This window comes from Gibbsiella dentisursi (genome assembly GCF_039539505.1).
Classification (GTDB): domain Bacteria; phylum Pseudomonadota; class Gammaproteobacteria; order Enterobacterales; family Enterobacteriaceae; genus Gibbsiella; species Gibbsiella quercinecans.
In genome coordinates this window covers 165,852-191,260 of record NZ_BAABDG010000009.1, presented here as the reverse complement: position 1 = coordinate 191,260, position 25,409 = coordinate 165,852, and the positions used below count along the sequence as shown (strand labels likewise).

Genomic DNA, 25,409 nt, shown 5'->3' with positions numbered 1-25,409 from the left:
GTTTACTGCGCGGCCGGCGCGTCAGCCGGCGGCGCTTCTTCGCTCACCGTTGCCGGCACCGGGGTCATGCTGCGTTCATAGGTTTGCTGCAGCTGCTTCATGCTCATTTCCGGCTCGCCTTTCGGCTGCACCAGTATCAGCGTCGCATCTTGCGCCAGCTGTGCTTTCAGCTCCTGGTTCAGCGCGTCCAGCGTCAGATCGGCAAGCAACGCCTGGCGCAGCTTCTGATACTGCTCTGGCGCAATATCCACCACGCCGCTCTGCTGGGAGCGCAAGCGCTGGCTCATCAGCACGTCCGTATCGGTGCGCGCATAGGTGGCGAAAAGCTTGCTCAACTGATCGTTCTTCTGCGCAATCAGCGTATCAAACTCTGCCTGCGACAGGCCGTTATTGCGCACGTTGGCCAGCTCCCGCGCCACAAACGCCAGGCCGGCGTTCAGGTTGTCATTCGGCGTGCCGATATGGATAGCGCACTGCGCGCGCTGATATTGCACCCGGCAGTCAAAGCCCAGATTAACCTGCTTTTGATCGCTCTTTTCCAGCGCCTGCTGCATGTGCCAAAACAGCCCTTCACGGGCGATATCCGCACGCCAATAGCGGTTCAGGCTTTGGGAATCGCGGATCGGGTGCCACGGCGTATCCCACATGATTGACAGCCGATCCTGCTTCACATGCGGGCTCATCAGGCTCACCGGCTGCGGGGGCAACGGCCCCAGGGTCGGCACGATGGCCGGCACTTCACGCTTGCCGTCCAGCGGCGAAAACGCCTTGTTGATCTGTTCGCTCAGGCTGCGGCTATCCACTTTGCCCACCACGTACAGCGTCATGGCGTCTGGGGTATACCACTGCTGGTAAAATGCCTTGAGCTGCTCGATATCCACCGGGCGCTTCACCGGTTGGTTCGGATCATGCGGCAGCAGCGTCGAGCCTTTCAGCCGGTAACGCCACCAGACGTCCTGCGGATCAACCGGGAAGGTGCCGATCGGGTCAACATGGCTGTTGATAACGGCGTGAACCGTATTTTCATCGATCGCCAGCCGGCCGGTGGTATCCGCCAGCCACGCCAATGCTTCTTTCAGCAAATCCGGGCGGTTATTCGGCAGACTGAGATTGTACAGGGTGAAATCATAAGAGCTGATCGCCGGCGGCAACGGCCGGCCGCTGTCGATGCCCTGTTGCCAAAGCGAACGCAGCTCCGGCTGCGTAAAACTTTCGCTGCGCGCCAGTGCCAGACGCGGCAGAAAATGGGCAAACCCCGTCTGTTGGGTGGTCTCCACCAACGAGCCGGTATTAACCATCAGCCGCAGCTCAATGCGATCATTCGGCCGCTGCGGCGTGCTAAGAATTTGCCATGAGAACCCGTTATCCAGTTTCCCCTGCTGCCAGGCCGGATCGGGTTGTAGTGTTTCAGCCTGCACGCTGCTGCTGGCCACGGCCAACAATAGCCCACCAACCAAGAGATGAATTCTGGTGCCCTGCATGTGAACCCCTACTTAATGACTATCCAATTTCTATATATACCCAAAATAATTCGAGTTGCAGGAAGGCGGCTTTGCTGCGACAAATTCGTCAGGAACGAATTTGCCTGGCCTCTGGCCAGCCTTCGGTGAGAGACAAGGATGTCTCTCATCAATCCCCAGGAGCTTACCGAAGTCAAGTGACTGGGGTGAGCGACAAATCTGCCGGGAGCAGATTTGAACGCTGCCGGCAGCGGCCCCATCGGGGCGAGGCCCAGGGATGGGCCGAGTAATAAAGCCAACACACCTGCAACTTGAAGTATGAAGGGTAAACAAACACGGATATTCGCCTCAACGGAATATCCCACTGTATCCCGCAGAGTGGACACAGCTAACAACTACGCCCTGAGTTTCACGGTGGGGCAGAAAGCAGAAAGTGTACCATTGTGTTAGACCGCATGCCTTTGCGGATGTCACTCACAGGGTGAAAAATAATGGATAAAGGGATTTTTAATGCAAAAAAACGTGAAAACGGCCGGCCGGCCGCTGAGAAAAACAGCAATTTACGGCGGTGATAGCAGAAAATAACGAGAGAAAACCAAAAGATAACCCCCTTCGCCTATGGCTAAAGGGGGTCAGTGGCCGGGGCAACGTTGGCGTTGCCCCGGCAAGCGGCGTACGCGGCAAGAAGCGGATTTACGCTGAAGGCAGCGTCTTATCGGCCTTCTCAGCCGCGACGGCCTCCTTTGTTTTACCCGAGAGCGTATCTTTCAACTGTTGCTCATCCAACTGCTTACACCATCTGGCCACGACCACGGTCGCCACGCCGTTGCCCACCAGGTTGGTCAGCGCGCGGGCTTCAGACATAAAGCGGTCGATACCCAGAATCAGCGCCAGCCCGGCCAGCGGCAAGTGGCCCACGGCAGAGATCGTCGCCGCCAGCACGATAAAACCGCTGCCGGTAACGCCGGCCGCCCCTTTCGAGGAGAGCAACAGCACCACCAACAGCGTCACCTGGTGCCAGATATCCATATGGGTATTGGTGGCCTGGGCGATAAACACCGCCGCCATGGTCAGGTAAATCGAGGTGCCGTCAAGGTTGAACGAATAGCCGGTTGGGATAACCAGCCCGACGACCGATTTTTTACACCCCAGCTTCTCCATTTTCTCCAGCATGCGCGGCAGCACCGATTCGGACGATGACGTGCCCAGCACCACCAGCAGTTCTTCCTTGATGTAGGCGATAAACTTGAAGATATTGAAGCCGTTGGCGCGGGCAATGCTGCCAAGCACCACGATCACAAACAGGAAGCAGGTGAGGTAGAAACAGAGGATCAGCTGGCCAAGCTGCACCAGCGTGCCCACACCGTATTTGCCGATGGTGAACGCCATGGCGCCAAAAGCCCCCAGCGGCGCCAGGCGCATGATCATGTTGATGATGCCGAAAATCACCCGTGAGAAGCTGTCGATCACGTTAAAGATCAACTGCCCTTTTTCACCCAGGTGATGCAGCGCAAAACCAAACATCACGGCGAACAGCAGCACCTGCAGAATATTGCCGCTGGCAAAGGCGCCAATGACGCTACCGGGAATAATGTCCAGCAGGAACGGGATCAGGCCCTGTTGCGAAGCCTGCTCGGCATAGACCGCCACCGCTTTGGCATCCAGTGAGCCGGGATCGACATTCATACCGGCGCCCGGTTGCGCCAGATTGACGATCAATAGCCCAATGATTAACGCAATGGTACTGACAATTTCAAAGTAAAGCAGCGCGATGGCGCCCGTGCGCCCCACCGCTTTCATGCTTTCCATACCCGCGATGCCGGTGACCACGGTACAGAAGATCACCGGTGCGATGATCATTTTAATCAGTTTAACAAATCCATCACCCAGCGGTTTCATCTGGGCACCAAGGTCAGGGTAGAAATGGCCAAGCAAGATACCCAGCGTAATCGCCGTCAGCACCTGAAAATAGAGGCTCTTAAAGATTGAGGTTTTCATATGAACGTCCTTTGGGGGAGATCAGCATCAGGTGGTTTATAACTTGTCCGTCCTGTTTATCGCCAGCGCGAAAATAACACCCCCATAACAACATGGAAATAAATTGTTGCGCCTACATACAGGTATTAATACGATTTTAAGAGCTGAAACGCTTCAGCTTGAATGGGAAAACCACGCATTACTTATGGTTTTGTTTAGTGAAACGAAACAGGGGAATTTGGCCGGCTCGCGCTTAACGCTGGCGCCGTTCAATTCAGGAATGGGGGTGCAGGCAGAACCTGGCTTCAAAGACTTCGCGCGGCAACGGGCGAGCAAACAGGAACCCCTGGCCGAAGTAGATACCGTGCCGAATCAACCAATCGCGTTGTTCCGCCGTTTCCACCCCTTCCGCCATCACCGGCAGGTTCAACACCTCGGAAATCACGCTGACGATACGCGCCATGGAATCATCCCCGGGCAGGCTGTGAATAAAGCTCTTGTCGATTTTGATTTGGTCGATCGGCAGGCATTTCAGGCGGTTGAGGTAGTTCAGGCTGGAGTAGCCCATACCGAAATCGTCCAGTGCGATCGACAGCCCCAAATCATGCAGTTCGCGCAGCAGCGCCAGCGCATGGTCCAGATCGTCAATGCGCACCGTCTCAGTAATCTCCAGCAGCAGTTTACGCGGATCGATCCGGTGCTGCGCCAGAACCGTTTTCAGATGCGGCACAAAGTCTTCATGCTGCATCTGAATGGCGGAAATATTCACGGCCAATGGCAGAGTAATCCCCTGCGCCTGCCAGTCCGCCAGGATGCGGCACGCCTCTTCCAGCACCCAGTTGCCCAAGGGCACGATCACGCCCAGTTCTTCAGCCAGCGTGATCACTTCGGCCGGCAGCGAATAGCTGCCATCCCGTTGCTGCCAGCGCAACAACGCTTCAACGCCAAACACCTGGTTACTGCGCATGTCGATTTGCGGCTGTAGGAACAGCGTGAAACGGCGCTGTTCGATCGCCTGCAGGATTTCGCTTTCCTGCGTCAGGCGTTTTTGCGTTTTTTCCGTCAGGCTGGGTTCAAAGAACAGGATTTTATTTTTGCCCATGCGGTGCGCAGACATCATCGCCGAGGTGGCGCTGCGCAGCAGTTGCTCCGCGCTTCCCTCATGATTCAGGTAATGGGCAATGCCGATACTGGCCGTCGGCCGCAGCGACATCTGCTGGATTTTCAACGGTGCGTTAATCTGCGCCAGAATACGCCGCGCCAGTTGCAGCGCATGAAGCGGCCGCTCAACGCCTTTGGCCAGCACCGCAAACTCGCTGTTGGTCAATTGCGCCAACACCGCATTTTCATCAATGCATGCGCGCAGCTTAGCCGTCAGTTGCCGCACCAGCGCTTCACGCTGCGCCGTGCTGAGCACCACGGAAGCCTCGTGCAGCGTCTCAATGCCGATCACCAGCAGGTTGAAGCGCTCCGGGCGCAGGCTGGAGGCAATATGCTGCTCCAGCAAAGCGGAAAACAGTACCTGATTAGGTAAATCGGTAATCGGGTGGCGCGTGCTGAGGCGGCTCATGTCCACATGTGCCTTGGCCAGCCGCTGCTGATTGCGATTATAATAACGCACCAATAGCCCTAGCTCGTCATCCTTGTGCAGCGCAGGCAACATCAGTTGATGGTAAGGCGCATCATCCGCCGGCACGTTTTCCAGCTCGCGCGCGATGGCGCGCAGCGGATAGACCATCAACCGATTCATGCACCAGGTGATCGCGATCGACAAGATCAGCGCCAGCAACAGGTAGGTTGAGAGCATGGTCGAAATCGCGCTGAGGATAAACTGGTACATACGGAATGAGTCGGCTTGCAGGACGAGATAAGCCAGCGGCTGGGGGTTGGCCGGCACCCGTTCCAGTGAATACAGCGGGACGGAGATCTGCACCGGCAGCTCGAAAATCCGGGCAATCAACGGCGGCACCGGCCGTTCAGGCGGGAAATTAGCATGCAGCGCCTGGAACTCGTTCGGTAAAACAATATCAGCCCGGGTCAGAATGCCGACCGGCAGCAACGAGTTAAGCACCTGTTTCGCCTTCGGCAGATCCATACGCAGCACCGCGTCGGCCAAGGGTTGGCGCACCGAGTGGGCGATGTTTTCCAGTTGCTGGGCGTAGTCATCCCTGCGCTGCTGCACAAAATGGAACAACTGAATCACGATAAAAATACAGATCGTCACCAGCGCCACACAGGACACCGTAGACATCTGCTTAATCGTCAATGAACGCCTGACCCGCAAAACTGCTCTCCATCATCCGGGCTGAAATATAAAAGGGGGGTGAAACAATACGCTTCTTCCCCCCCAAAGCCTGCCCCAGCGTTATCGGGCTTCTACCCAGGCCCACGATGCTTTGCGCTCTCTGTTTTGATAGCAAGCTTTGGGGCTACAACGGCGCCACGATCGATGGCGGGACACCGCCTAAGTATACGCGATTGCCCGTGCTTTTTACCGTGCCAGGCCCGTAGCCAAAGTAATAAAAAGCGGGTTTCAGTCTTTTCCTAAGCAGATTAACAAAATACCTGATGGGCGACACGCTGAATCTCGCGCTTTGCGTAGCCCGGTATGCGCCGGCGGCGTTCGTTGCCGGCGCAAGACTCGAATGCTATTTAAAGTCCGCGTAAGGGGTCAGCGGCTGCGGCGGCAAATCAAGATCGCCCTGCCAGCCCGCCCAGGAATAGCGTAAATACAGCAACGCATGGCTTGGGGCATAGTCTTTGGCCTGCTGGATATCCACCCCGGCGCCCAGCGCCCAGTGGCTGGTCAGGCGCCGCTCGACGACCGCGCGCAGCGTATAACCGACGCCGGAAGATGCGCTGCCTTCCTCCACCGTCAGCCGATCGGTCAGCGATGCCGGCACCAGCCCTTGCAGCGGATAACGCCGCTGGTTCTGGGTTTTCGAATAGGAAACCGATACCGAGCCGCCCAGTTCGAATGACCAATTTTCAGTGCGTTGGCGGTAATTAACCGGCAGCCCCAGCGAAATATAGCGCTGCGGGCTGTAATAACCGCCCTGGCCGAGCGAATAACCGCTCAAATCCCGCTGGTAGTGCCACATCATGGTATTGAGGCCGACGGTGGCCCGCCGATTGTCTTCGTTAATCAGCTTGTAGTAATAGCCGGCCATCAGGCGCTCACGCAGGTTGCCCTCCACGTTTTTGCCGGTCAGTTGATGGGCGCCGAGATCGGCCCAAACGCCGTGCGCACCGCCGCGATCGTAGCTGGCGCTCAGGCTGACGCCGGTGGCGCGCACCCCGCCCCAGGTGGTGCCGGTGTTCGGATCGCGCGCGCCGCCAAAGGCCAGCAGCGAACTGGAGATCGGCCGGCGCGAAGCCAGCAGCGTCCAGCCCATCCGGCGCCAGTCGCCGCTGTACGACAATCCGCCGACCCAATCAACCACCTCAAATCCCATCGGCGTGGTGCCGAGATCCGCCGCCCAGGCCGCGTTTTTCCAACCGGCCGCCACGCTGGTGCCGGTGGTTTTCTGGTGCACCCCACGGCGACAGTTCACCGTGGCACAGGTGCCGAAAGTCTCCGAGTACTGCCCGTTTACGGTGGTAAAACGGCCGGCGTCCAGGCTGACGGTATCGGTGCGGAAAAAGGCGCGGCCGTCATCCAACGGCATATCCACCTGCAGCATGGTGTCATGGGCCTGGTAGTCCGAAATACCCCCGGTGCCGCTGGAGCCCCAGTAATCGTGGCCGAGCGTAACGTTAATATCCTGCTGGCGGTAAAGGTCCGCCGCGTCGGCACGGATGCCGCGTTTTAGCCAGTCATCCGCCGGGGCATTGCGCGTCAGCGCCGTGTAATGCGCGTTATCCTGCGGCACGGCCGGCGTAATGCCGCTGGCGACCATCGCCTGTTGGAAATCCTGCTGCGCCTGCGCCGGTTGCCCACGTTCACGTTCCAACAGGGCGGCGTCGCGATAAACCAGCGCCGTGTCTTGCCCCGGCGGCTGTTGTTGCGCGGCCGCTTTCAGCGGGGTGAACAGCCCGGCGGCCCGATCGAGATCGCCCACGGCGCGCCAGGCGTTGGCGATGCGGCGCTGGCTATTCAGCGTGGCCGTTTTCTGCGCCGGCAACGTCTGCAGCCGTTGGCGCGCCGTCTCCTGCCGGCCGGCGGCGACATAGGCCTCGACTTCGCCCAACCGGGCATCCGCGTTGCCCGGCTCATGCGCCAGCACGCGCTGATAACTGGCCAGCGCCGTCGCGTATTCGCCACGCGCCAGGGCCCAGTCCGCCAGCAGTAGGTCGATACGGCTATCCGCCGGCTGTTGCCGCAGGTAGGCGATAGCGCCGGCCTCATCACCGGCGGCGCGCAGCCGCTCGGCATGCGCGACGCGCAGTTGCAGGTTCAGCCGCTGCGCCAGGGCGCGCATCCCGTCATCCCACTGCGCCTGCGGTAGCGTCTGCAACTGCGCCAGCGCCTGCTGCTCGCGTTCGCTGCTGGAAAGATAGAGCGCATAGGCATACACCCTCGAGGTATCGCCCGACCGTTGCCGGACCTGTTGCCGGAACACGGCGTCGGCCCGCGCCGGCTGGCCAAGCTGGCGCAGCGTTTGCGCATAGCGGTAGGTCAGCCAGGCATCGTTATGGTCAAGCTGTAACGCCAGGCGATACTTTTCCGCCGCCTGGCGCCACTGTTGCTGCGCCGCCAGCGCATCGGCCTCCTGGCGCAATATGCCCAGCCGCAGGCTGTCGAGCGTACTGCGCAAGCGCTGTTGCTCGGCACGCGGAAGGCTGTCGATATAGGCGATCGCCTGCTGTGGCGAACGGCGCTGATAGAGTGCCACCAGCGCACGCACCGCGCTGTCGTTGCCGGGCGTAAGCCGCAGCGCCTGCTGGTAATAGCGCTCGGCCGCCGCATCATCGTGGCGCTTCACGGCCACATCGCCCAGGCCCACCAGGGCAAAAGCGTCCGTGCCATCGATCTGGCGCGCCTGCAGGAACTGCCGCTGCGCACGCGCCAGATCGTTGGCGGCCAATGCCTGGTTGCCCTCATTGATCGCCAGCCAGTAACCGGTGCTCTTGATCAGACTCTGCCATTTATGCTTGAAATCACCGCTTTGGTCGGCGGCCAACGCCTGCCTGAACAGCTCCAGCGCCCGCTGGCGGTTGCCAATGCGCGCATAGGCCTGCCCGAGCGCGCCCAACAGCGCCGAATCGTCCGGCGTGGCGGCCAGGGCTTTTTGCAGATCCGGAATGGCGCTGCGGCGGCTGCCCTGGTCAATCAGCGCCAGCCCACGGAGCCGCGCCTGGAAGGCCGGATCGGCCAGCATCGCCTGCTGGCGCGCCAGTTCTTGCCGCGCGCTGGCGGCCTGAATGCCTTGTTCAAACACCGCGAGGAAGCGCGTATAGGCCGCGGCGCTGGCGGGGCTGACCGGCATGCGCCGGATCCGCTCCAGCCACAGATCGGCCGCCTCATTGCGCCCCAGCGGATCGACGGCGATCTGGCGCAAAACGGCAAAACCCTGCTCATCCTGCTGCTGGCTAAAGAACAGGCGCGCCAACACGATACGCGCCTGCACATTGCCGGGATACTGCCGATCCAGCGCCTGCAGCTTGCCGATCGCCAATGGCGTCTGCCCCGGCAAGCGGGCGACGAAACGCCAATACTCCACCGCCAGATCGAGCGTTGGCGGTTCGCCGCCAAACAGTTCGTCATAGGCGGCCTTGGCCTCAGGCAAGCGCCCTGCCGTAGCCAGCAGGCGCGCCTGTTGTAGCTTCTGCCGCATGGCCGGCTGAACCAACCGTAGGTTCAGCGCCGCCTGCCGATAAGCGGCAGACTGCGGCGCCTCCGCTTTAAGCCTTGCCAACTGCTGCTGCGCCAAGGCCGCATCCCCCTGGCTCAGCGCCAGGCGCACCCGGGCGGCAATCACCTCCGGGTTGTCAGGATCGATAAGCTCCAGCCGGTGCAACGACTGCTGCACCAGCTCATGCTTGTAGCCGGCTTCGCCGATGCGCACCTGCTCAAGCAGCCATTGTTCGGGCGCGACCGTGGGCGCCGCCTGCGCGGCGGGCAGCAACGCCAACCCCAACGGCAACAGCCATTCCCTGATGCTGAAATGCGCCATGGCGCTTAATCCCGGTCTTCTGGGGATAAGCGGCGGCGGCTAAAGGCTTTCAGCCCGCGCCATAACAACAGCCCGAAGCCCACTACCACCACCACCGCGATCAACGCCAGCCACACCGGGTGGGTGGCCAACGCATGCCATATCCACTCCCACCAGGGCAGGTGCCCGACATAGTAAACATCGCCGACGCGCAGGCTTTTCACGCCGGATTCACGGATCACCGCCACCGAGCCAAACACCGCGTTGCGTTTGCCGCTGTCCAGCATCGCGCCGTTGAGCAGCGCGTAGCCACGCGGGCTGTCCGCCAACAGCGCGACAATGCTGCGCTGTTTATCAAACGGCGACTGCATGCCGACGATAGCGGCCATCGCGCCGTCAGAACCGATGGCGGTTCTGCTGTCCGCCCTGGCGTCTTCAGCCCGCACGGGGCCGATCGGCAACGGCACCTGGCGCTGCGGCTGGGTAATCCAACTGCGGGTCGCCTCCAACAGCAGGTTGGCCTTTTTCTCATCCCGCAGTTCGGCCGGCAGCGCGCCGATCATTAAAATATCGGCATCGTGCTGTTTCGCCTGCGTCCAATCGTCGCTCAGCGTCACCGCCAGCGCCGGGTAGCCGGTCTGTGCGCCGATGTTGCCCAACACGTTGAGCAAGGCGCTGATTTGCGCCGGCTGGGCGCGCGGGCTCACCAGCACCAGCGTTTGCGACAGATCCGCCAGGCGGCTGAACGGGAAGCTGGCCCCGGCAAAGGCATGCAGATCCGGCATGGCGATAAAGTGGCGATAACCGGAAAAATCGATGGTGGAACTGCCGTCGATCACCGCATTATTTTTCGTAAATGAGTAGGTTTCACAACGCCCTTCGGCGCCGCTGGCCAGCAGCGTGGTGTAATCGAAGTCAAAACGCAGCTGGTTGGTCAGGCCCAGGTTCAATGCCGGGATGCTCAGCGAGCGGTCAGCGTCAAACGGTTCCTGGTTCAGCGGCAACCGCAGCAGCTGCGTGCCCTGTTCACGCTCCGGCACCAGCGCAAACGCCTGCAGGAACTGGTTGTTCAGGCTGATATTCAGGCGCGATCCATCCTGCAGCCGCGGCGCGGTATAGCGGTATTTCAACCGCATATCAATGCCATTGCTGCGCAGCAAAAACAGATCGGGCGGCAGATTAAGCGACAGGCCGATCGGGTTCGGCTGCACGCCGCTGGTCTGCAACTGCCCGGCATACTGCTGCAGCTCATCGAATGTCATCGGCCGATCGGTACGCACCCAGTTCGGCGCATCATACGGCTGGCGCGGCGCCAGTTGCGCCACGTTATCCACCGTCACCGCCTGGCCGCGCAACAAGATATCGCCCTGCGCAATGCCCTTCACCGCGGTGATCAGATCGTTATCGTCGCGCCCCAGCACCAACAGCAGTTTCACATACGGGTTATCCGGGTGATTGATCATCGCGACCGTCGGCTGATTGACCGGCGGGTAATCACGCAGGAAATCCGGGCGCTGGGCGTTGGTGGCGAACACCACCGCGTGCTGCGCCGGCAGGCGGTTAAACAGCACCGGGAACGACTGCCCGCGCCACTGCGCCTGGCTGCCGAACCACGAAGCCAGGATACCGGCGGCGCGCTGCTGGGCAAGATCCGGCTGGCCGGCGAACACCACCGGCAATGAAAGCGGCCGGTTGTCGCGCTGATCAAAGAACGGCTCCGGGAAATAGGACAGATCGTCTTTCAGCGGCAGCGCCTGGAAACGCAAATCAAGAGCGCTGGATTTGCTGACGTCCAGCCACAGCGAAGCATTGGCCGGGTTTTCACACAGGCTCTGATAGTGGCCGATAAACTCCAGCCTGACGCGGTTGAAATCCGTAATGTAGCGCGGATCGATCGCCATCTGGATCCGGTTCGGCTTGCCGAGCATCTCGCGGGTCAGGGTGGTGACCCCCATCAGTTCGTCGTTCAAATAGACCTTAACGTGCGACTCCACCGGGATCAGCGCCGGCGACGGCGTATATTCGATATCCAGCGTCGCCTGGGAGACCACCTCATCGCTGCGCACGCCAAACTCCAGATGCCCATCGGGGTGGGTGCCGCGCAGCACAAATGCGCCCGGCAGCGTGCTGATTTGGGTAAAGGGCAGCCGCACATCGCGCACCGGCGCGGCCGGGGCCTGCGGCACGTTGGGTTCGACAGGTAACACGCTAAGGGCGCCGGCCTGCGGCAGACTGGCGGCTGGCGCGCTTAGCGCAGCCAAAGGCAACGAGCACAAGCTTATGAGCAAGGCGTTAAACCAGGTTATTTTTTTCACCATCGGTATCATCATCAATGTTAAAGCTCACTCACTGACTACGAGCAAACAGGTATGGCCGCAGCCCCAGCGCTGCGATGTTTGGCGGCATCCCCGCCGGTTACTACGGTATCCTGGCGCCGGCCGCGCGTTGCTGCCCCACGCCATGGGGGAACAGCGATAGCACCCACATCAGCAAACGCAGGCAACCCCCCAACACGTTACGCACCAACGGCGGCGCGTAGTCGGTCATCCGCTGATAGCCGCGGAACCCCAGCATCAGTACGTCGCGCAGGCTCTCGATCGGCTTGTCTTCAGGGAAACCGTCCTGCCACAGCGCCCAGGTATCGGCACGGGCAAAGGTGCATTGGATAAAATCAATATGTTGCCGGGTAGAGAGCGTGAGCATACGCATCCCGACCTTGCATCCAAAGGCGCGCGTCACCACGAGTGGGAAACTGAATTCCCGTTGGCCGCGTTTAAGCAACAGTTGTACCTGGTCGCCCGGCTGCAGCCGATCCGCCACCCGCATCTCCACCCCCACACCGCCGTCGGAGTAATCGCGCAGCGTGCAGGGGAACAGGTGCCCGTCGGCGCGCGCCACGGCCGCCGGCATGGCGATCTCGACACGGTGCGACTGGCGCATCTGCTTGCTTTCCACCGCAACGGCCATCGCCCCGCCAAGGATAATCATGTTGTACAGCACCCAAACCAGGCTGATGATCACCGTCATCACCTCATCTGCCGGGCCGTTGAACAGGCGCCAGATGCCAAACCCCAGGCCGGCCAGGTTCAATAGCACCAGGAACAGATAGGGGCGCGTGATCACCCAATCAACGTGCTCGTTTTCAACCAGGCCCCCTTTGGCGGTAACGTTGAATTTCCCCTTATGCGGGTTGAGCAGCGCCACGGTAGTCGGCCGCGCGATATACCATGCCAGGACGGTTTCGTAGATTTCACTCCAGAACGAGTGCCGGTATTTGCCCTGAATGCGCGAGTTGGTCAGGCTGGAATGCACCATGTGCGGCAACACGTACAGCGCGATCGCCAGCGCCGGCGCCCAGATGATATAGGCATGCAGCAGCAGAAACGCCAATGGCGCAATCAGGAAAATCAAACGCGGGATGCCCGACAGGAAGTGCAGCATGGCGTTGGCGTAACAGACGCGCTGGGCAAAGGCGAGCCCCTTGCCAAATAACGGATTATCCAGCCGGAAGATCTGCACCATGCCCCGCGCCCAGCGGATGCGTTGGCCGATGTGCGCCGACAGACTTTCGGTCGCCAGCCCGGCCGCCTGGGGAATGCGAATGTACGCCGAACCGTAGCCAAGCCGATGCAACCGGAGCGAGGTATGGGCGTCTTCAGTGACGGTTTCCACCGCGATGCCGCCGATTTCATCCAGCGCGCTGCGCCGCAGGATGGCGCAGGAGCCGCAGAAGAACGTGGCGTCCCACATATCGTTGCCGTCCTGCACCAGGCCATAAAACAGCGTGCCCTCATTGGGCGCGCGGCGAAAGCGCCCCAGGTTGCGCTCAAACGGGTCTGGCGAGAAAAAGTGGTGCGGCGTCTGCAACATCGCCAGTTTTTTATCCTTGAAGAACCAGCCCATGGTCAGTTGCAGGAAGGAGCGCGTCGGCACATGGTCACAGTCAAAGATGGTAACAAACTCGCCGCGGGCCTGTTTCAGCGCATTGTTGATATTGCCGGCCTTGGCGTGCTCATGGGTGGGCCGCGCAATGTACTGCACCCCGACTTCTTCGGCAAACGCTCGGAATTCCGCGCGGTTACCGTCGTCCAGGATGTAAATGGTCAGTTTGTCTTTCGGCCAGTCGATGCCCAGCGCCGCATAAATGGTGGGTTTGACCACCCCCAGATCTTCATTGTAAGTGGGCACCATCAAATCGACGCTCGGCCAACTGCCGCGATCGGCCGGCAGCGACACCGGTTGGCGATTAAGCGGCCATACCGTCTGGAAGTAGCCCAGGATCAGCACCACCCAGGCGTAGGTTTCCGCCACCAGCAACAGCAGGCCGCAAACCAGGCTAAGCGGATCGTCCCAGTTCAGCGTGGCGGTATAGCGCCACCACAGGTAGCGGCAAGAAACCGTCAGCGACAGCACAATCAGCATCAGCACCGGCAGACGCCCCGGCACGCGGCGCACCACCATGGCCACCGCCCACAGCAGCAGCACAAAGACAAACTGCGCCACTAAATCAAACGGTTGGGAGATACACAGCAGCGCCAGCAGCCCCATAACGATGCCGACGGCGATATACAACGCCTTACGTACCGCCGGAGGCAGCCGGTTCAAGCGTGCGTTGGAGCGCGGCCCGATGCCGCTGGCGTGCAGCCGGTGGGGAATCGCCGCCAGCAGGCGGGCATAATCACGTTGCAACCGTTGCCAACCGGCGAAAGGCGCGCGCGGGGCGGCGATGCGTTCGCTGCGCAGCACCAGCAGCCACAGCCCCTGCAGCAGATAGCGCAGGCCGTCGCCAAACCGTGGCCGGCCGGGCGTAATATGCGGGAACCAATAGCGCCGGCTCGCGCGGATACGTTGCCAACTGGGGGATTCAAGGCGCAGGAAACACCAGCCGAGCGCCGCCAGCAACGTGGCGAAGAAGGCCACCAACACCGCAGCGCCCTGTTGACGATAGGCGCGGTAACGCGCCTGGATCACGCGTTGCACTGGCGGCACCAGAATCAGTGACAGCACCCGGCTCATCGCGCATCCTTGTTCAGGCGCAGCAGGCACCAGTTGGCCAGCGTCAGCACCTCATCGGCGGCCAGGCTCTCCGGGCGGTATTCTCCCAACGGTTGTTTCATCAGTAACGCTTCGGCCAGCGCTTCATCGCGGTGGATCACCACCGGCAACAGGGCGGGCAACGTATTCAGCCAAAGCTGGTGCAGATCCTGCTGTATCTGGCTGGTTGAGGAATAACGGTTAATCAGAAAATGGCTATGCGGTAACGGAGTATGCCGGTGCAGGCGCACATGGCTGTTGGCATCCGGGTTGAGCAGCACAAACACACTGTCGGCGAGTGGCAGCAGCGCCTGCGCATCATTGCCGGCGGGGATATCCAGCAAAATCCAGCGGTGCTGGCCGGCAGCCTTCAGCTCGGCCAGGCGCAAGGGCCACGCCGGTGGTTGCTCCTGGTTCTGCCGGCATACCACGTTTGTTTCCTGTTCGGTAAGCTGGCCGAACGGCAGAAAATCCAACCCTTCGCAGTAACGCAGCGCGGCTTGCCGCCAGTCTTCGCCGTCGAGCTGCGCGCGGGCCCAGCCGCGCGCCAGCGTCAGCGGCGTATTAAAATGCAGGCGCAACAGGTTATCCGGTGAAAAATCAATCACCAGCACGGATTCCCCCAGTTGCCGTAGCGCCCACGCCAGCGCAGCCGTTACCGACGTGGTACCAATACCACCCCGAATTCCCTGTAACGCAATAACCGGCATACGCTAATGGCTCCCGGCGCCCTGCGCCAACTCGGCCAGTAACGGCCAGTTATCCATCATTTGCGTTAAGCGTTCCTGACTCGAGATATCGATGTAATTCAACGGCGGCAATGCAAATGTCTGGCTTAATGCCTGTAAGTCGTCCCGCGCCTCAGCCAACGTATCGGCAGAGTGGGAAAATGGATACGTCATTTCACAGCCTTAAAAAAAGGGCTAATACGGTTCACTATAAACAATAAATAATAGATAAGATAATTCTCAACTCATATTACTTTATTCACTAGGATTTTTGCTATTATCAAAACCGATAAACGTCATTGAAGGCTTAGCGCCGTCATTAGCCTGCCCCCGGTTAGCGCGGGGCTCGGGGTTAATTTGGCGCTGTACGCACCGTTTGGCGCCATTTAACCGGTTACTGATGTCTGGGCGGCGAATTTTAAAGAAAGTAGATAAAAATCTTATGGCACAATCCTTTTCGTTAGGTCTTCGGCAAGTTTGGGAAGATCTTTCAGTGATGCAGTCCCCCGGCTTTTACTGGGTCAACAGCAACCGCCAATCCGACGCTCAGCTGTTCTGCCAACAGGTTATCGCCGCCCAGCAGGAAGACAGCCGGGCAGCCTTGATTTGCTGCGGCAGCAAACCAGAAAAGTTAATGGCCGGGATCAAAGCGCCCGCGTTGAAAAAACTGCCGCTCTATACGCTGCCGGAGAAAAAAGCGGCTCTGCTTTCCCTGCCTGACGATCTGATGCGCGCCCTGAACCCCAGCCACCGCCTGCTGATTCTGTTTGTCCACGCCAGCCAATGGCAAACCTTTACCAGCCAGGAATTGCACGCCTGGGCCGATGGCCTGCGCCACTGGCTGCGCAGCCGGCACTGCACGCTGCTGATCCTCAGCCATGGCAACGGGGTAAGCCGGCTGCGCGATCAGCTCGGCACCGCCCACCAAATCTTAAGCGGCCTGGCCAGCCTGCAATGGCAACAGGACAGCGCGCAATATCTGGTGAACTGGTGGAGCACGCAAAAGAGCATCAACGCCAACCAATTGCTGACGCTTGTCCCCGGTGAGCTGGGCTGGCAGCCGTTTGAAGAGCATGGCAGGCCGCTCGCAGCCACCTCGGGCCGCAACGATGAAGAAGACTACCTGGCGGAAATCAGTATTCTGGAGGGCGCCCCGCCGCTCTCCCGCAGTTGGCGCCTGTTTGAAGACAATGCGCAACTGGCCCAACACGGTATGCTGCAGCTTGCCGCCACGCTGATTTTTTCGCTGGCCCACACCGAGCAGATAGAAGCCCTGGCCTATCATATCCACGGCCTGCGCCGGCTGCGCGGCGACAACATGAAGATTGTGGTGCGTGAAATGAAGCCCTGCCTGCGCTACAGCGACGAGCGCCTGCTGCTGGCCTGCGGCGCCAATCTGATAGCACCACACCTGGCCCCGCTCTCGCGTTTCCTGACCATGCTGGAAGGCGTGCAGGGCCAACGCTTCCCGCGCCACGTGCCGGAGGACATTGATATCCTGCTGGCCGGCCTGCGGCCGCTGCAGGTGAAAGGCTACATGCGGCCGGGCGACTTCACCGACACGGTGCTGAAGCTGATGGAAAACACGCTACTGCCTGAAAACGGCAAAGGGGTGATGGTAGCGTTGCGCCCGGCGCCCGGGCTACATGCCGAACAGGCGATGACCCTATGCCACCTGCGCCGGTTTGGGGATGTGATGACCATCATCCAGGGCCAACTGGTGTTGTATCTCTCCACCTGCCGCATTAACGATCTGGAAACGGCCTTGCAGCATATCTTCCGCCTGCCGGTAGATGAAGCATTCAGCAACCGCAAAGTGTGGTATCAGGACACGGATATTATCTCTGAAATCAAAGTGTTGAGCCATGCTCAGCCCACCGTTCAGTTGGGGAAAACGGCGCTGCCCGTTTTCCCGGCCGCCGCCGGCGAAACCGCCGCGCCAACGCAGGAACGCCGCCAACCGGTGGCCATAACCCTGCTTACCAGCAACCCCAGGGAGCCATCGCATGCTGAATCTTAATGACATCGTGCAACTGGCCATCCTGTTTGCACTGATTTTTATCCCGCTAGGATACGCGTTCCACCGGCGTTTTCCCCATTGGCGGCGATACTGGCTGAACCTGTTTTCATCACCGCGCTATTTGAAATCCGCTGGGTTATGGGTACGCGAAGGTTCTTCACACCACATAAAGCATAAAAAATAGACCATGAGTGAGAAAAAAATAACGCCGAGCGCCAATGCGCCATGGCGCTACTGGCGCGGCCTCGGCGGCTGGAACTACTACTTTCTGGCCAAGTTCGCCCTGCTGTGGTTTGGCTACCTCAATTTTCATCCGCTGCCGAACCTGGTGTTTATGGCATTCCTGCTGATGCCGATCCCGGCATTGCGGCTACACCGCTGGCGCCACATGATTGCGATCCCTATCGGCATCGCGCTGTTCTATCACGATACCTGGCTGCCCGGCCTCAGCAGTATCCTCAGCCAGGGCTCACAGGTGACCAGCTTCAGCGCGGCATACCTGCTGGAGTTGATTGACCGCTTTATCAACTGGCAGATGGTGGGCGCCGCCTTCGTGTTACTGGTGGCCTATCTGTTTTTATCGCAATGGATCCGCGTAACGGTATTTACCGTCGCGGCGTTGGCCTGGCTCAACCTGCTGGCGATCGGCGGCCCGGCATTTTCCCTGACGCCGGCCAGCACCGTGGCGGCCCCTATCGCCAATGCCCCCGCGCCGGCCTCGGCAGCCGACACCAGCCCCACGGCCGCCAATGGGCCGCCGACCAACGCCAACCTGAGCGCCTATCTGGAACAGTTCTACAGCCAGGAGAAAAAGCGTGTGACGGCCTTCCCGGCCGCGCTGCCGGCGGATGCCCAACCCTTTGACCTGCTGATGATCAACATCTGTTCCCTCGCCTGGGCCGATCTGGACGAAGTGAAGCTGGAGCACCATCCGCTGTGGGCCAAAATGGACGTCATCTTCGACAACTTCAATTCGGCGACCTCCTACAGCAACCCGGCCTCCATCCGGCTGCTGCGCGCCAGCTGCGGGCAACCTTCGCATACCGATCTGTACCGGCCGGCCGATCCGCAGTGTTATCTGTTCAGCAACCTTGCCAAGCTGGGTTTCAAGGAACAGCTGATGCTGGATCACTCCGGCGAATTCGGCCACTACCTGAAAGAGATCCGCGAACAGGGGGATATGCAGGCGCCGCTGATGTCGCAGGCCGGCATCGGCCACGAGATGACCTCGTTTGACGGCGAGCCGATCCTCAACGATTTGGCGCTGTTAAGAAACTGGCTGGCCCAGCAGAACAAGAACAATGCGCCGCGCAGCGCCACCTTCTTTAACATTATTCCGCTGCATGACGGCAACCGGCTGGTTGGCAGCAATAAAAGCGCCGACTACCAGCCGCGCGCCCAGCAACTGCTGGATCAGTTGAACACCTTCCTTGACGAGTTGGAAAAATCCGGCCGCAAAGTGGTGGTGGTGATCATACCGGAACACGGCGCGGCGTTGGCCGGCGACAAGATTCAGATGTCGGGCCTGCGCGATATTCCCAGCCCGAGCATTACCCATATTCCGGTGGGCATCAAGGTTATCGGTTTGCAGGCCGCGCACGCCGGCAGCCCGTGGCATGTGAAGACGCAGAGCAGTTTCCTGGCGCTGTCGGAGCTGGTTTCACGATTGGTGGACGGCAAGATATTTTCCGCACCGAGCGTTGACTGGCAAACCCTGACGCAGGGGCTGCCGCAAACCGCGGTGGTGTCTGAAAACGAAAACGCGATCATGATGCAGTATCAAGATAAAAATTATATTCGCCTGAAGGGCGGCGACTGGGTGCCGTATCCGTTGTAATCCTCTGGTTCCGGCAGAACGCTATCGGCCACGGGTGGCCGATAGCGGCGAGACCAACAGGGCGGCTTGCCTTCGCCGCCCCTTCACCGAAGCGTTGATTTATGCCTCCTGCACGGCCGCTTCATCCTGATCGACGGCAAAACAGGCCACCTGCTGATCGCCATACGCCCGCAGTTGCGGCTGCTGTTGCGTACAGGCGCCAAAAGCCCGGCGGCAGCGGGCATTGAACGCACAACCCGGCGGTGGGTTCAGCGGGCTGGGCAGCTCACCGGTCAGTTTGATGCGCTCACGGCGCAACGCCGGGTTCAGCCGCGGCGTAGCAGACAGCAACGCCTGCGTATACGGGTGGCGCGGGTTGCTGAAAATCGCCTCTTTGCTGCCTTTCTCGACGCAACGGCCCAGGTACATCACCATCACCTCGTCCGCAATGTGCTCCACCACCGACAGATCGTGTGAAATGAACACATAAGACAGCCCCAGTTCCTGCTGCAAATCCATCATCAGGTTCAGCACCTGCGCCCGCACCGAAACGTCGAGCGCGGAAACCGGCTCATCGGCGATCACCACGTCCGGGTTCAGCATCAGCCCACGCGCAATCGCGATACGCTGGCGCTGGCCGCCGGAAAACATGTGCGGATAGCGATCGTAGTGCTCCGTTTTCAGGCCCACTTTCGCCATCATCGCCAGCGCCTTTTCGCGCCGCGCCGCCGCACTCTGCGAGGTGTTGATCAGCAGCGGCTCCTCAAGGATCTGGCCGATTTTCTTGCGTGGGTTAAGCGATCCATAAGGATTCTGGAACACGATCTGGATCTTCTGGCGCCGCAGCTTCTCCGCCGTGATATCCGGCTTCAATAAATCCTGCCCCTGATAGTACAGCTCCCCGCCGGTCGGGGTTTCAATCATGGTCAGCAAACGGCCGAGCGTGGATTTGCCGCAGCCGGATTCCCCCACCACCGCCAGCGTTTTACCGCGCTCCAGGGTAAAGGAAATCCCGTCCAGCGCTTTTACCAGCCGCTCGGGGGCAAACAGCCCCGTCTTCACCGGGTAGTGTTTCTTCAGGTCTATCGCCTGCAATAAAGGGTGATGTTGGCTCATAGCGTTGGCCTCCCCGCATCATCAAGCGGTGTGTGACATTTAACCAGACGGCCAGCAATGCTGCGCAGTTCCGGCTCTTCAACACGGCAGCGCGCGTTGGCATACGGGCAGCGCGGGTTGAGCAGACAGCCGCCTGGCCGGTCGTATTTGCCCGGCACCACGCCCGGCAGCGAGGCCAGGCGCGCCTTGTCGGCGGCGAACTCGGGCAACGCGCGCAACAGCGCCTGCGTGTAGGGGTGGCGCGGCGCGCTGAAGATATCCGCAGCGCTGCCGGATTCCACCACCTGCCCGGCGTACATCACGATAATGTGGTGCGCCGCTTCGGAAACCAGCGCCAAATCGTGGGTAATCAGCAGCAGCGCCATATTCTCACGCTGTTGCAGCTCCAGCAGCAGTTCAATAATTTGCGCCTGGATGGTCACATCGAGCGCCGTGGTCGGCTCATCCGCGATCAACAGCTTCGGCCGGCAGGCAATCGCCATAGCGATCATTACGCGCTGGCTCATGCCGCCGGAAAGCTGATGCGGATACACATCCAGCCGCGAGGCGGGATCGGGAATGCCGACCTGGGTCAGCAGATCGATCGCGCGGCTGCGCCGGGTGCGGCGATTGCCGCCCTGGTGCACCTTAAGCGCCTCCATGATCTGGTAGCCCACGGTATAGCACGGATTCAGGCTGGTCATCGGATCCTGAAAAATCATCGCCACTTCCGAACCCACCAACTGGCGCCGCTCTTTTTCAGAGATCTTGCGTAAATCCTGGCCGTCAAACTCCAGCTTGTCGGCCATGACTTTACCGGGATAATCAATCAGCCCCATGATCGCCAGCGAACTGACGGATTTACCGGAGCCGGATTCACCGACGATGCCGACCACCTGCCCGCGATCCACGCTGTAGCTGATGCGGTCTACCGCTCGAAACGGCGTGCCTTCATCACCGAAGTGCACCGACAGCTTGTCTATATTCAATAACGCCATGTTCCGTTCCTCGGTTACTGCTTGAGTTTGGGGTCGAGAGCATCGCGCAGGCCGTCCCCCATCAGGTTAAATGCCAGTACCGTCAGCAAAATAGCCACGCCGGGGAAGGTCACCACCCACCAGGCGCTTTGCGCAAACTGCAGCACATCGGAAAGCATGGTGCCCCACTCCGGCGTCGGCGGCTGGGCGCCCATACCCAGGAAGCCCAGCGCGGCCATATCCAGAATCGCGTTAGAGAACCCCAGAGAAGCCTGAACGATCAGCGGCGCCAGGCAGTTCGGCAGGATATTGACAAACATCTGGCGCAACGCGCCGGCGCCGGCCACCCGCGAAGCGGTAACATAGTCGCGATTCACCTCAACCAGCACCGCCGAACGCGTCAAACGCACATAGTGCGGCAGGGCGACAAAGGTCAGCGCCAGCGACGCATTGACTATCGACGGGCCGAAGATCGCCACCAGCACCAACGCCAACAGCAAGCTGGGCAACGCCAGCATGATATCGACCACGCGCATGATCGCGGCATCCACCACGCCGCCGTAATAACCGGCCAACAGGCCGAAGATCACGCCCAGAATCAGCGAGAGCACCACCACCAGGCAGCCCACCAGCAGCGACAGGCGCGCACCGAACATCAGCCGCGAAAGCACGTCGCGGCCCACGTCGTCCGTGCCCAGAATGTAGCTCCAGCTACCGCCTTCTTGCCAGGCCGGCGGTTTGAGTAATGCATCGCGGAACTGCTCCGCCGGCGCATGCGGCGCCAGCACCCCGGCGCCGATGGCAATCACCAGCATCAGGACGATATAGACCAGGCCGACCACGGCCCCTTTATTGCGTTTGAAATAGTGCCAAAACTCCTGCAGCGGGGTCATCGGCGTTGGCGCAGCGTTAACCGCCGGCTCAGTGATTTGAGTCATCGTGGCGCCCCTTATTTTCTATGCCGAATACGCGGGTTAATCACGCCGTAGAGCACGTCTACCAGCAAGTTAACCAGGATAATCATACAGGCGACCAACAAGACGCCCCCCTGCACCACCGGATAGTCGCGGCGCTGCAACGCATCAATCAGCCAGCGCCCTAACCCGGGCCAGGAGAAAATGGTTTCGGTCAGAATGGCGCCCGCCAACAGCGTGCCCACCTGCAGGCCGATCACCGTGACCACCGGCAGCAACGCATTGCGCAGCGCGTGCACCACGATCACCCGCATGCGGCTCACGCCCTTGGCGCGGGCGGTACGGATATAGTCTTCCCCCAGCACTTCCAGCATGGATGAACGGGTCATCCGCACGATCACCGCCAGCGGAATGGTGCCCAGCACTATCGCCGGCAGGATCATGTGCATCACCGCGTCCAGAAAATCCCCCGGCTCGCCCCAGAACAGCGTGTCGATCAGCATAAAGCCAGTGAGCGGGTAGCTGTCGTCCAGGAACACGGTATCGCTGATGCGCCCCGACACCGGCGTCAGGTTTAGGTGCACCGACACCAGCATGACCAGCATGATGCCCCACCAGAAGATCGGCATTGAATAGCCGGTCAGTGAAATACCGACCGCGGTATGATCGAAGATCGAACCGCGTTTTACCGCCGCCAACACCCCGACCGGAATACCGACCAGCATGGCGAAAAGCATCGCACAGATGCCCAGTTCCAGCGTGGCCTTAAAGCGCGGCACGAACTCTTCCCACACGGCGATGCGGCTTCTAAGCGAGGTGCCCAGATCGCCTTGCAGCACATGGGAGACGTAGGTGAAATATTGTTGATAAAGCGGCTTGTCCAGCCCCATTTCCGCCATCACCTGGGCGTGGCGTTCGGCGGATATCCCGCGCTCGCCGGCCATAATGGTGACCGGATCGCCGGGGATCATGTGGACAAAGGCAAAGGTCAGCAACGTAATGCCGATAAACGTTGGGATGACTAACCCCAAACGTCGGAGTATGAACTGCAGCATATTCCGGGTTCTCTGTATAAAATGCCCGGCGGCTCATAGTCCGCCGGGCTTATTAATGCTCACACGCGTTGAAACGCTTCTCACGGGAAAAGGCCGCCGGCATGCAGGATGCCGTGGCCATCCCCGGTGCGCCGGGTGCTTTCCCGTAGCAAACCTGGCGGTTAATCCAACGAAACGTTCTCAAAGTGATGCTTACCAAGCGGATCCACCACGTAGCCCTTCACTTCTTTACGCACAGGCTCGTAAACGGTCGAGTGTGCGACAAGCAGCGCCGGCGCCTGATCGTGCATCACTACCTGCGCCTGTTGGTACAGCGCTACGCGTTTGTCATGGTTGGCTTCGGCGCGGGCCGGTTGAATCAGATCTTCAAACGGTTTGTAGCACCAGCGGGAATAGTTGGAGCCATCTTTTGCCGCCGCGCAGCTAAACAGGGTGGCGAAGAAGTTATCCGGATCCCCATTGTCGCCGGTCCAGCCCATCATCACAGTCTGATGTTCGCCGTCTTTGGCTCGCTTGAGGTATTCACCCCACTCATAGGAGACGATTTTGGCTTGTACGCCAATTTTCGCCCAGTCGGACTGGATCATTTCCGCCATGCGGCGAGCGTTCGGGTTGTACGGCCGCTGCACCGGCATCGCCCACAAATCGATGGAGAAGCCATCCGGCAAGCCGGCTTCCTTCAGCAGTTCTTTGGCTTTGGCCGGATCGTAGGTGTAATCCTGCACCGCGTTGTTATAGCTCCACATGGTCGGCGGGATCAGGTTCTTGGCCGGCTGGCCTGCCCCCTGGTATACCGCTTCGATAATCGCCTGCTTGTTGACCGCCAGGGTCAGCGCCTGACGCACCTTCACATTATCCAGCGGTTTTTTCTCGACGTTGAACGCCACGTAGCCCACGTTCAGGCCGGGTTTTTCCAGCACGGTGATCGATTTATCCTGTTTCATGCGCGCCAGATCGGCCGGGTTCGGGAACGGCATCACCTGGCATTCGTTTTTCTGCAGTTTGGCGTAGCGCACGGAGGCATCCGGCGTGATAGAGAACACCAGGCGATCGATTTTCGGTTTGCTGCCCCAGTAGCCGTCAAACGCCTTGTAGAGGATGCGCGAGTCTTTCTGGTACTGCAGCAGTTGGAACGGGCCGGTGCCGATTGGGTTAAGATCGACCTTTTCCGGCGTGCCGGCTTTCAGCATGTTGTCGGCATATTCCGCCGACAGGACAGAGGCGAAGTCCATCCCCAGATCGGCCAGGAACGGTGATTCCGTCCGGTTCAGGCTAAATCGCACAGTGTACTCGTCCACTTTCTCAATCTTGGCGATCAGATCCTGCATACCCATGCCGAGGAAGTATTCATAGTTGCCGCCGGACACCTTATGGTAAGGGTGCTGCGGATCCAACTGACGCTCGAAGGTATACAATACGTCGTCGGCATTGAAGTCGCGGGTCGGCTTGAAGTCTTTGTTGGATTGCCACTTCACTCCTTTACGCAGGTGGAAAGTATAGGTTTTCCCGTCTTCGCTCACCTCCCAGCTTTCCGCCAGCCCAGGCTCCACTTCCGTGGTGCCCAGTTTGAATTCCAGCAGGCGGTTATAGATCGGCACCGAGCTGGCATCATAGGTGGTACTGGTGGTAAACAGCTGCGGGTTAAACCCTTCCGGTGAGCCTTCCGAGCAGAAGACCAACGTTTTTGCCTGCACGCCGGCGGCAACGGCCAACGCAACCAACCCGATACCGAATTTCAAAATTCCCAATTTACCCAAGGAACGTGTCATCGTTAGTGCTCCATTCGTGTGATGTGTGTGTAGCCGGGAGTTCCGCTCCCACTGCAGCAGCGGCGAAAACTCACGGCTAATTACCGCCCAGCCTTATATTTTTTATTACACGGCCAGTACGATGGTCGCCTGAAAGCAAAGAAAGGGAGATATCGCACATGCGCACCGGCAGGCACGCATCGCAATAGGAAATTTACGCATCGGGAACTCACAACCGCATGCGCCCAACTCACCCCTGAGGCTATCAAATTGCCAACTGTTTGGGGTGGCGTCAATATAACCTGTAGGGTTTTACGCGGTTTGTGAGAAACAACAAACAAACATAAAAGACACCAGTTATTAACATAATTGGTATTTAAATAAGGAATTAAAGCCGTTAAGCAGAATTATTCTCCGGTAAATTATTTAAACACCACATTTACAACCGATAAAAAACAAAAAAACACCTCGATTAAGTGATGAATATTTA

General features: G+C 59.7%; 16 protein-coding genes. 3 read left to right on the top strand and 13 right to left on the bottom strand.

From position 1 onward, the window contains the following. Window positions 1-2: 2 nt before the first annotated feature. From ABFX35_RS19780 to bcsR, 8 genes are all read right to left on the bottom strand, one after another. Window positions 3-1,481 (bottom strand): M16 family metallopeptidase, encoded by a 1,479-nt coding sequence (locus ABFX35_RS19780; RefSeq protein ID WP_279026026.1) that lies wholly within the window; start codon window positions 1,479-1,481, stop codon window positions 3-5. Between the two features lie 672 nt (window positions 1,482-2,153). Beyond that, window positions 2,154-3,458 (bottom strand): dicarboxylate/amino acid:cation symporter, encoded by a 1,305-nt coding sequence (locus ABFX35_RS19775; protein WP_279026024.1) that lies wholly within the window; start codon window positions 3,456-3,458, stop codon window positions 2,154-2,156. 253 nt (window positions 3,459-3,711) lie between these two features. Next, window positions 3,712-5,721, bottom strand: coding sequence for a biofilm formation regulator HmsP (hmsP, locus tag ABFX35_RS19770; RefSeq protein ID WP_346082581.1), 2,010 nt, complete (start codon window positions 5,719-5,721; stop codon window positions 3,712-3,714). A 364-nt stretch (window positions 5,722-6,085) separates the two neighbouring features. Next, window positions 6,086-9,553 carry a cellulose synthase complex outer membrane protein BcsC gene (gene bcsC / locus ABFX35_RS19765; RefSeq protein ID WP_346082580.1) on the bottom strand — a complete coding sequence of 1,156 codons (3,468 nt, stop codon included), beginning with the start codon at window positions 9,551-9,553 and terminating at the stop codon, window positions 6,086-6,088. 5 nt (window positions 9,554-9,558) lie between these two features. Continuing rightward, complete coding sequence (bcsB, locus tag ABFX35_RS19760; RefSeq protein ID WP_346082578.1) at window positions 9,559-11,850, bottom strand: cellulose biosynthesis cyclic di-GMP-binding regulatory protein BcsB; 2,292 nt, start codon at window positions 11,848-11,850, stop codon at window positions 9,559-9,561. Window positions 11,851-11,950: 100 nt separating this feature from the next. Beyond that, complete coding sequence (gene bcsA, locus ABFX35_RS19755) at window positions 11,951-14,548, bottom strand: UDP-forming cellulose synthase catalytic subunit (protein ID WP_346082577.1); 2,598 nt, start codon at window positions 14,546-14,548, stop codon at window positions 11,951-11,953. Beyond that, window positions 14,545-15,276, bottom strand: coding sequence for a cellulose biosynthesis protein BcsQ (bcsQ, locus tag ABFX35_RS19750; protein ID WP_279023675.1), 732 nt, complete (start codon window positions 15,274-15,276; stop codon window positions 14,545-14,547). Before bcsQ ends, bcsA begins: the two co-directional genes overlap by 4 nt. A 3-nt stretch (window positions 15,277-15,279) precedes the next feature. Continuing rightward, window positions 15,280-15,468: a cellulose biosynthesis protein BcsR gene (gene bcsR / locus ABFX35_RS19745; protein WP_279023673.1), complete on the bottom strand. Its 189-nt coding sequence runs from the start codon at window positions 15,466-15,468 to the stop codon at window positions 15,280-15,282. Window positions 15,469-15,736: 268 nt separating this feature from the next. On the opposite strand from bcsR, the gene bcsE reads away from it, so the two are divergent. The 3 genes from bcsE to bcsG are packed head-to-tail and all read left to right on the top strand — an operon-like array spanning window position 15,737 to window position 19,151. Further along, a complete protein-coding gene (bcsE, locus tag ABFX35_RS19740) occupies window positions 15,737-17,314 on the top strand; it encodes a cellulose biosynthesis protein BcsE (RefSeq protein WP_346082575.1) in 1,578 nt (525 codons plus the stop codon). Continuing rightward, on the top strand, window positions 17,301-17,498 hold the full coding sequence (bcsF, locus tag ABFX35_RS19735) for a cellulose biosynthesis protein BcsF (RefSeq protein WP_121552814.1): 198 nt from the start codon (window positions 17,301-17,303) through the stop codon (window positions 17,496-17,498). The genes bcsE and bcsF overlap by 14 nt, the downstream gene beginning before the upstream one ends. A gap of 3 nt (window positions 17,499-17,501) precedes the next feature. Further along, window positions 17,502-19,151, top strand: coding sequence for a cellulose biosynthesis protein BcsG (gene bcsG, locus ABFX35_RS19730; RefSeq protein ID WP_279023668.1), 1,650 nt, complete (start codon window positions 17,502-17,504; stop codon window positions 19,149-19,151). 99 nt (window positions 19,152-19,250) lie between these two features. Here bcsG and dppF read toward each other — a convergent pair whose 3' ends face one another. The 5 genes from dppF to dppA all read right to left on the bottom strand — a co-directional run bounded on the left by dppF (window position 19,251) and on the right by dppA (window position 24,940). Further along, window positions 19,251-20,246, bottom strand: a complete 996-nt coding sequence (dppF, locus tag ABFX35_RS19725; RefSeq protein WP_346082572.1) for a dipeptide ABC transporter ATP-binding subunit DppF — start codon at window positions 20,244-20,246, stop codon at window positions 19,251-19,253. After that, a complete protein-coding gene (gene dppD, locus ABFX35_RS19720; protein ID WP_346082570.1) occupies window positions 20,243-21,223 on the bottom strand; it encodes a dipeptide ABC transporter ATP-binding protein in 981 nt (326 codons plus the stop codon). The genes dppF and dppD overlap by 4 nt, the downstream gene beginning before the upstream one ends. A 14-nt stretch (window positions 21,224-21,237) precedes the next feature. After that, complete coding sequence (gene dppC, locus ABFX35_RS19715; protein WP_095846401.1) at window positions 21,238-22,140, bottom strand: dipeptide ABC transporter permease DppC; 903 nt, start codon at window positions 22,138-22,140, stop codon at window positions 21,238-21,240. A gap of 11 nt (window positions 22,141-22,151) precedes the next feature. Then, entirely contained in the window at window positions 22,152-23,171 is a 1,020-nt protein-coding gene (dppB, locus tag ABFX35_RS19710) for a dipeptide ABC transporter permease DppB (protein WP_279023663.1), read from the bottom strand. A gap of 161 nt (window positions 23,172-23,332) precedes the next feature. Further along, window positions 23,333-24,940 (bottom strand): dipeptide ABC transporter periplasmic-binding protein DppA, encoded by a 1,608-nt coding sequence (gene dppA / locus ABFX35_RS19705; protein ID WP_346082569.1) that lies wholly within the window; start codon window positions 24,938-24,940, stop codon window positions 23,333-23,335. Window positions 24,941-25,409 lie beyond the last annotated feature (469 nt).

What these genes read in the sequence shown, in the direction of transcription:
- ABFX35_RS19780 (WP_279026026.1), bottom strand. Translation starts at nt 1,481, where the DNA reads ATGCAGGGCACCAGAATTCATCTCTTGGTTGGTGGGCTATTGTTGGCC.
- ABFX35_RS19775 (WP_279026024.1), bottom strand. Translation starts at nt 3,458, where the DNA reads ATGAAAACCTCAATCTTTAAGAGCCTCTATTTTCAGGTGCTGACGGCG.
- bcsC (WP_346082580.1), bottom strand. Translation starts at nt 9,553, where the DNA reads ATGGCGCATTTCAGCATCAGGGAATGGCTGTTGCCGTTGGGGTTGGCG.
- bcsB (WP_346082578.1), bottom strand. Translation starts at nt 11,850, where the DNA reads ATGGTGAAAAAAATAACCTGGTTTAACGCCTTGCTCATAAGCTTGTGC.
- bcsA (WP_346082577.1), bottom strand. Translation starts at nt 14,548, where the DNA reads ATGAGCCGGGTGCTGTCACTGATTCTGGTGCCGCCAGTGCAACGCGTG.
- bcsQ (WP_279023675.1), bottom strand. Translation starts at nt 15,276, where the DNA reads ATGCCGGTTATTGCGTTACAGGGAATTCGGGGTGGTATTGGTACCACG.
- bcsR (WP_279023673.1), bottom strand. Translation starts at nt 15,468, where the DNA reads ATGACGTATCCATTTTCCCACTCTGCCGATACGTTGGCTGAGGCGCGG.
- bcsE (WP_346082575.1), top strand. Translation starts at nt 15,737, where the DNA reads ATGGCACAATCCTTTTCGTTAGGTCTTCGGCAAGTTTGGGAAGATCTT.
- bcsF (WP_121552814.1), top strand. Translation starts at nt 17,301, where the DNA reads ATGCTGAATCTTAATGACATCGTGCAACTGGCCATCCTGTTTGCACTG.
- bcsG (WP_279023668.1), top strand. Translation starts at nt 17,502, where the DNA reads ATGAGTGAGAAAAAAATAACGCCGAGCGCCAATGCGCCATGGCGCTAC.
- dppF (WP_346082572.1), bottom strand. Translation starts at nt 20,246, where the DNA reads ATGAGCCAACATCACCCTTTATTGCAGGCGATAGACCTGAAGAAACAC.
- dppD (WP_346082570.1), bottom strand. Translation starts at nt 21,223, where the DNA reads ATGGCGTTATTGAATATAGACAAGCTGTCGGTGCACTTCGGTGATGAA.
- dppC (WP_095846401.1), bottom strand. Translation starts at nt 22,140, where the DNA reads ATGACTCAAATCACTGAGCCGGCGGTTAACGCTGCGCCAACGCCGATG.
- dppB (WP_279023663.1), bottom strand. Translation starts at nt 23,171, where the DNA reads ATGCTGCAGTTCATACTCCGACGTTTGGGGTTAGTCATCCCAACGTTT.
- dppA (WP_346082569.1), bottom strand. Translation starts at nt 24,940, where the DNA reads ATGACACGTTCCTTGGGTAAATTGGGAATTTTGAAATTCGGTATCGGG.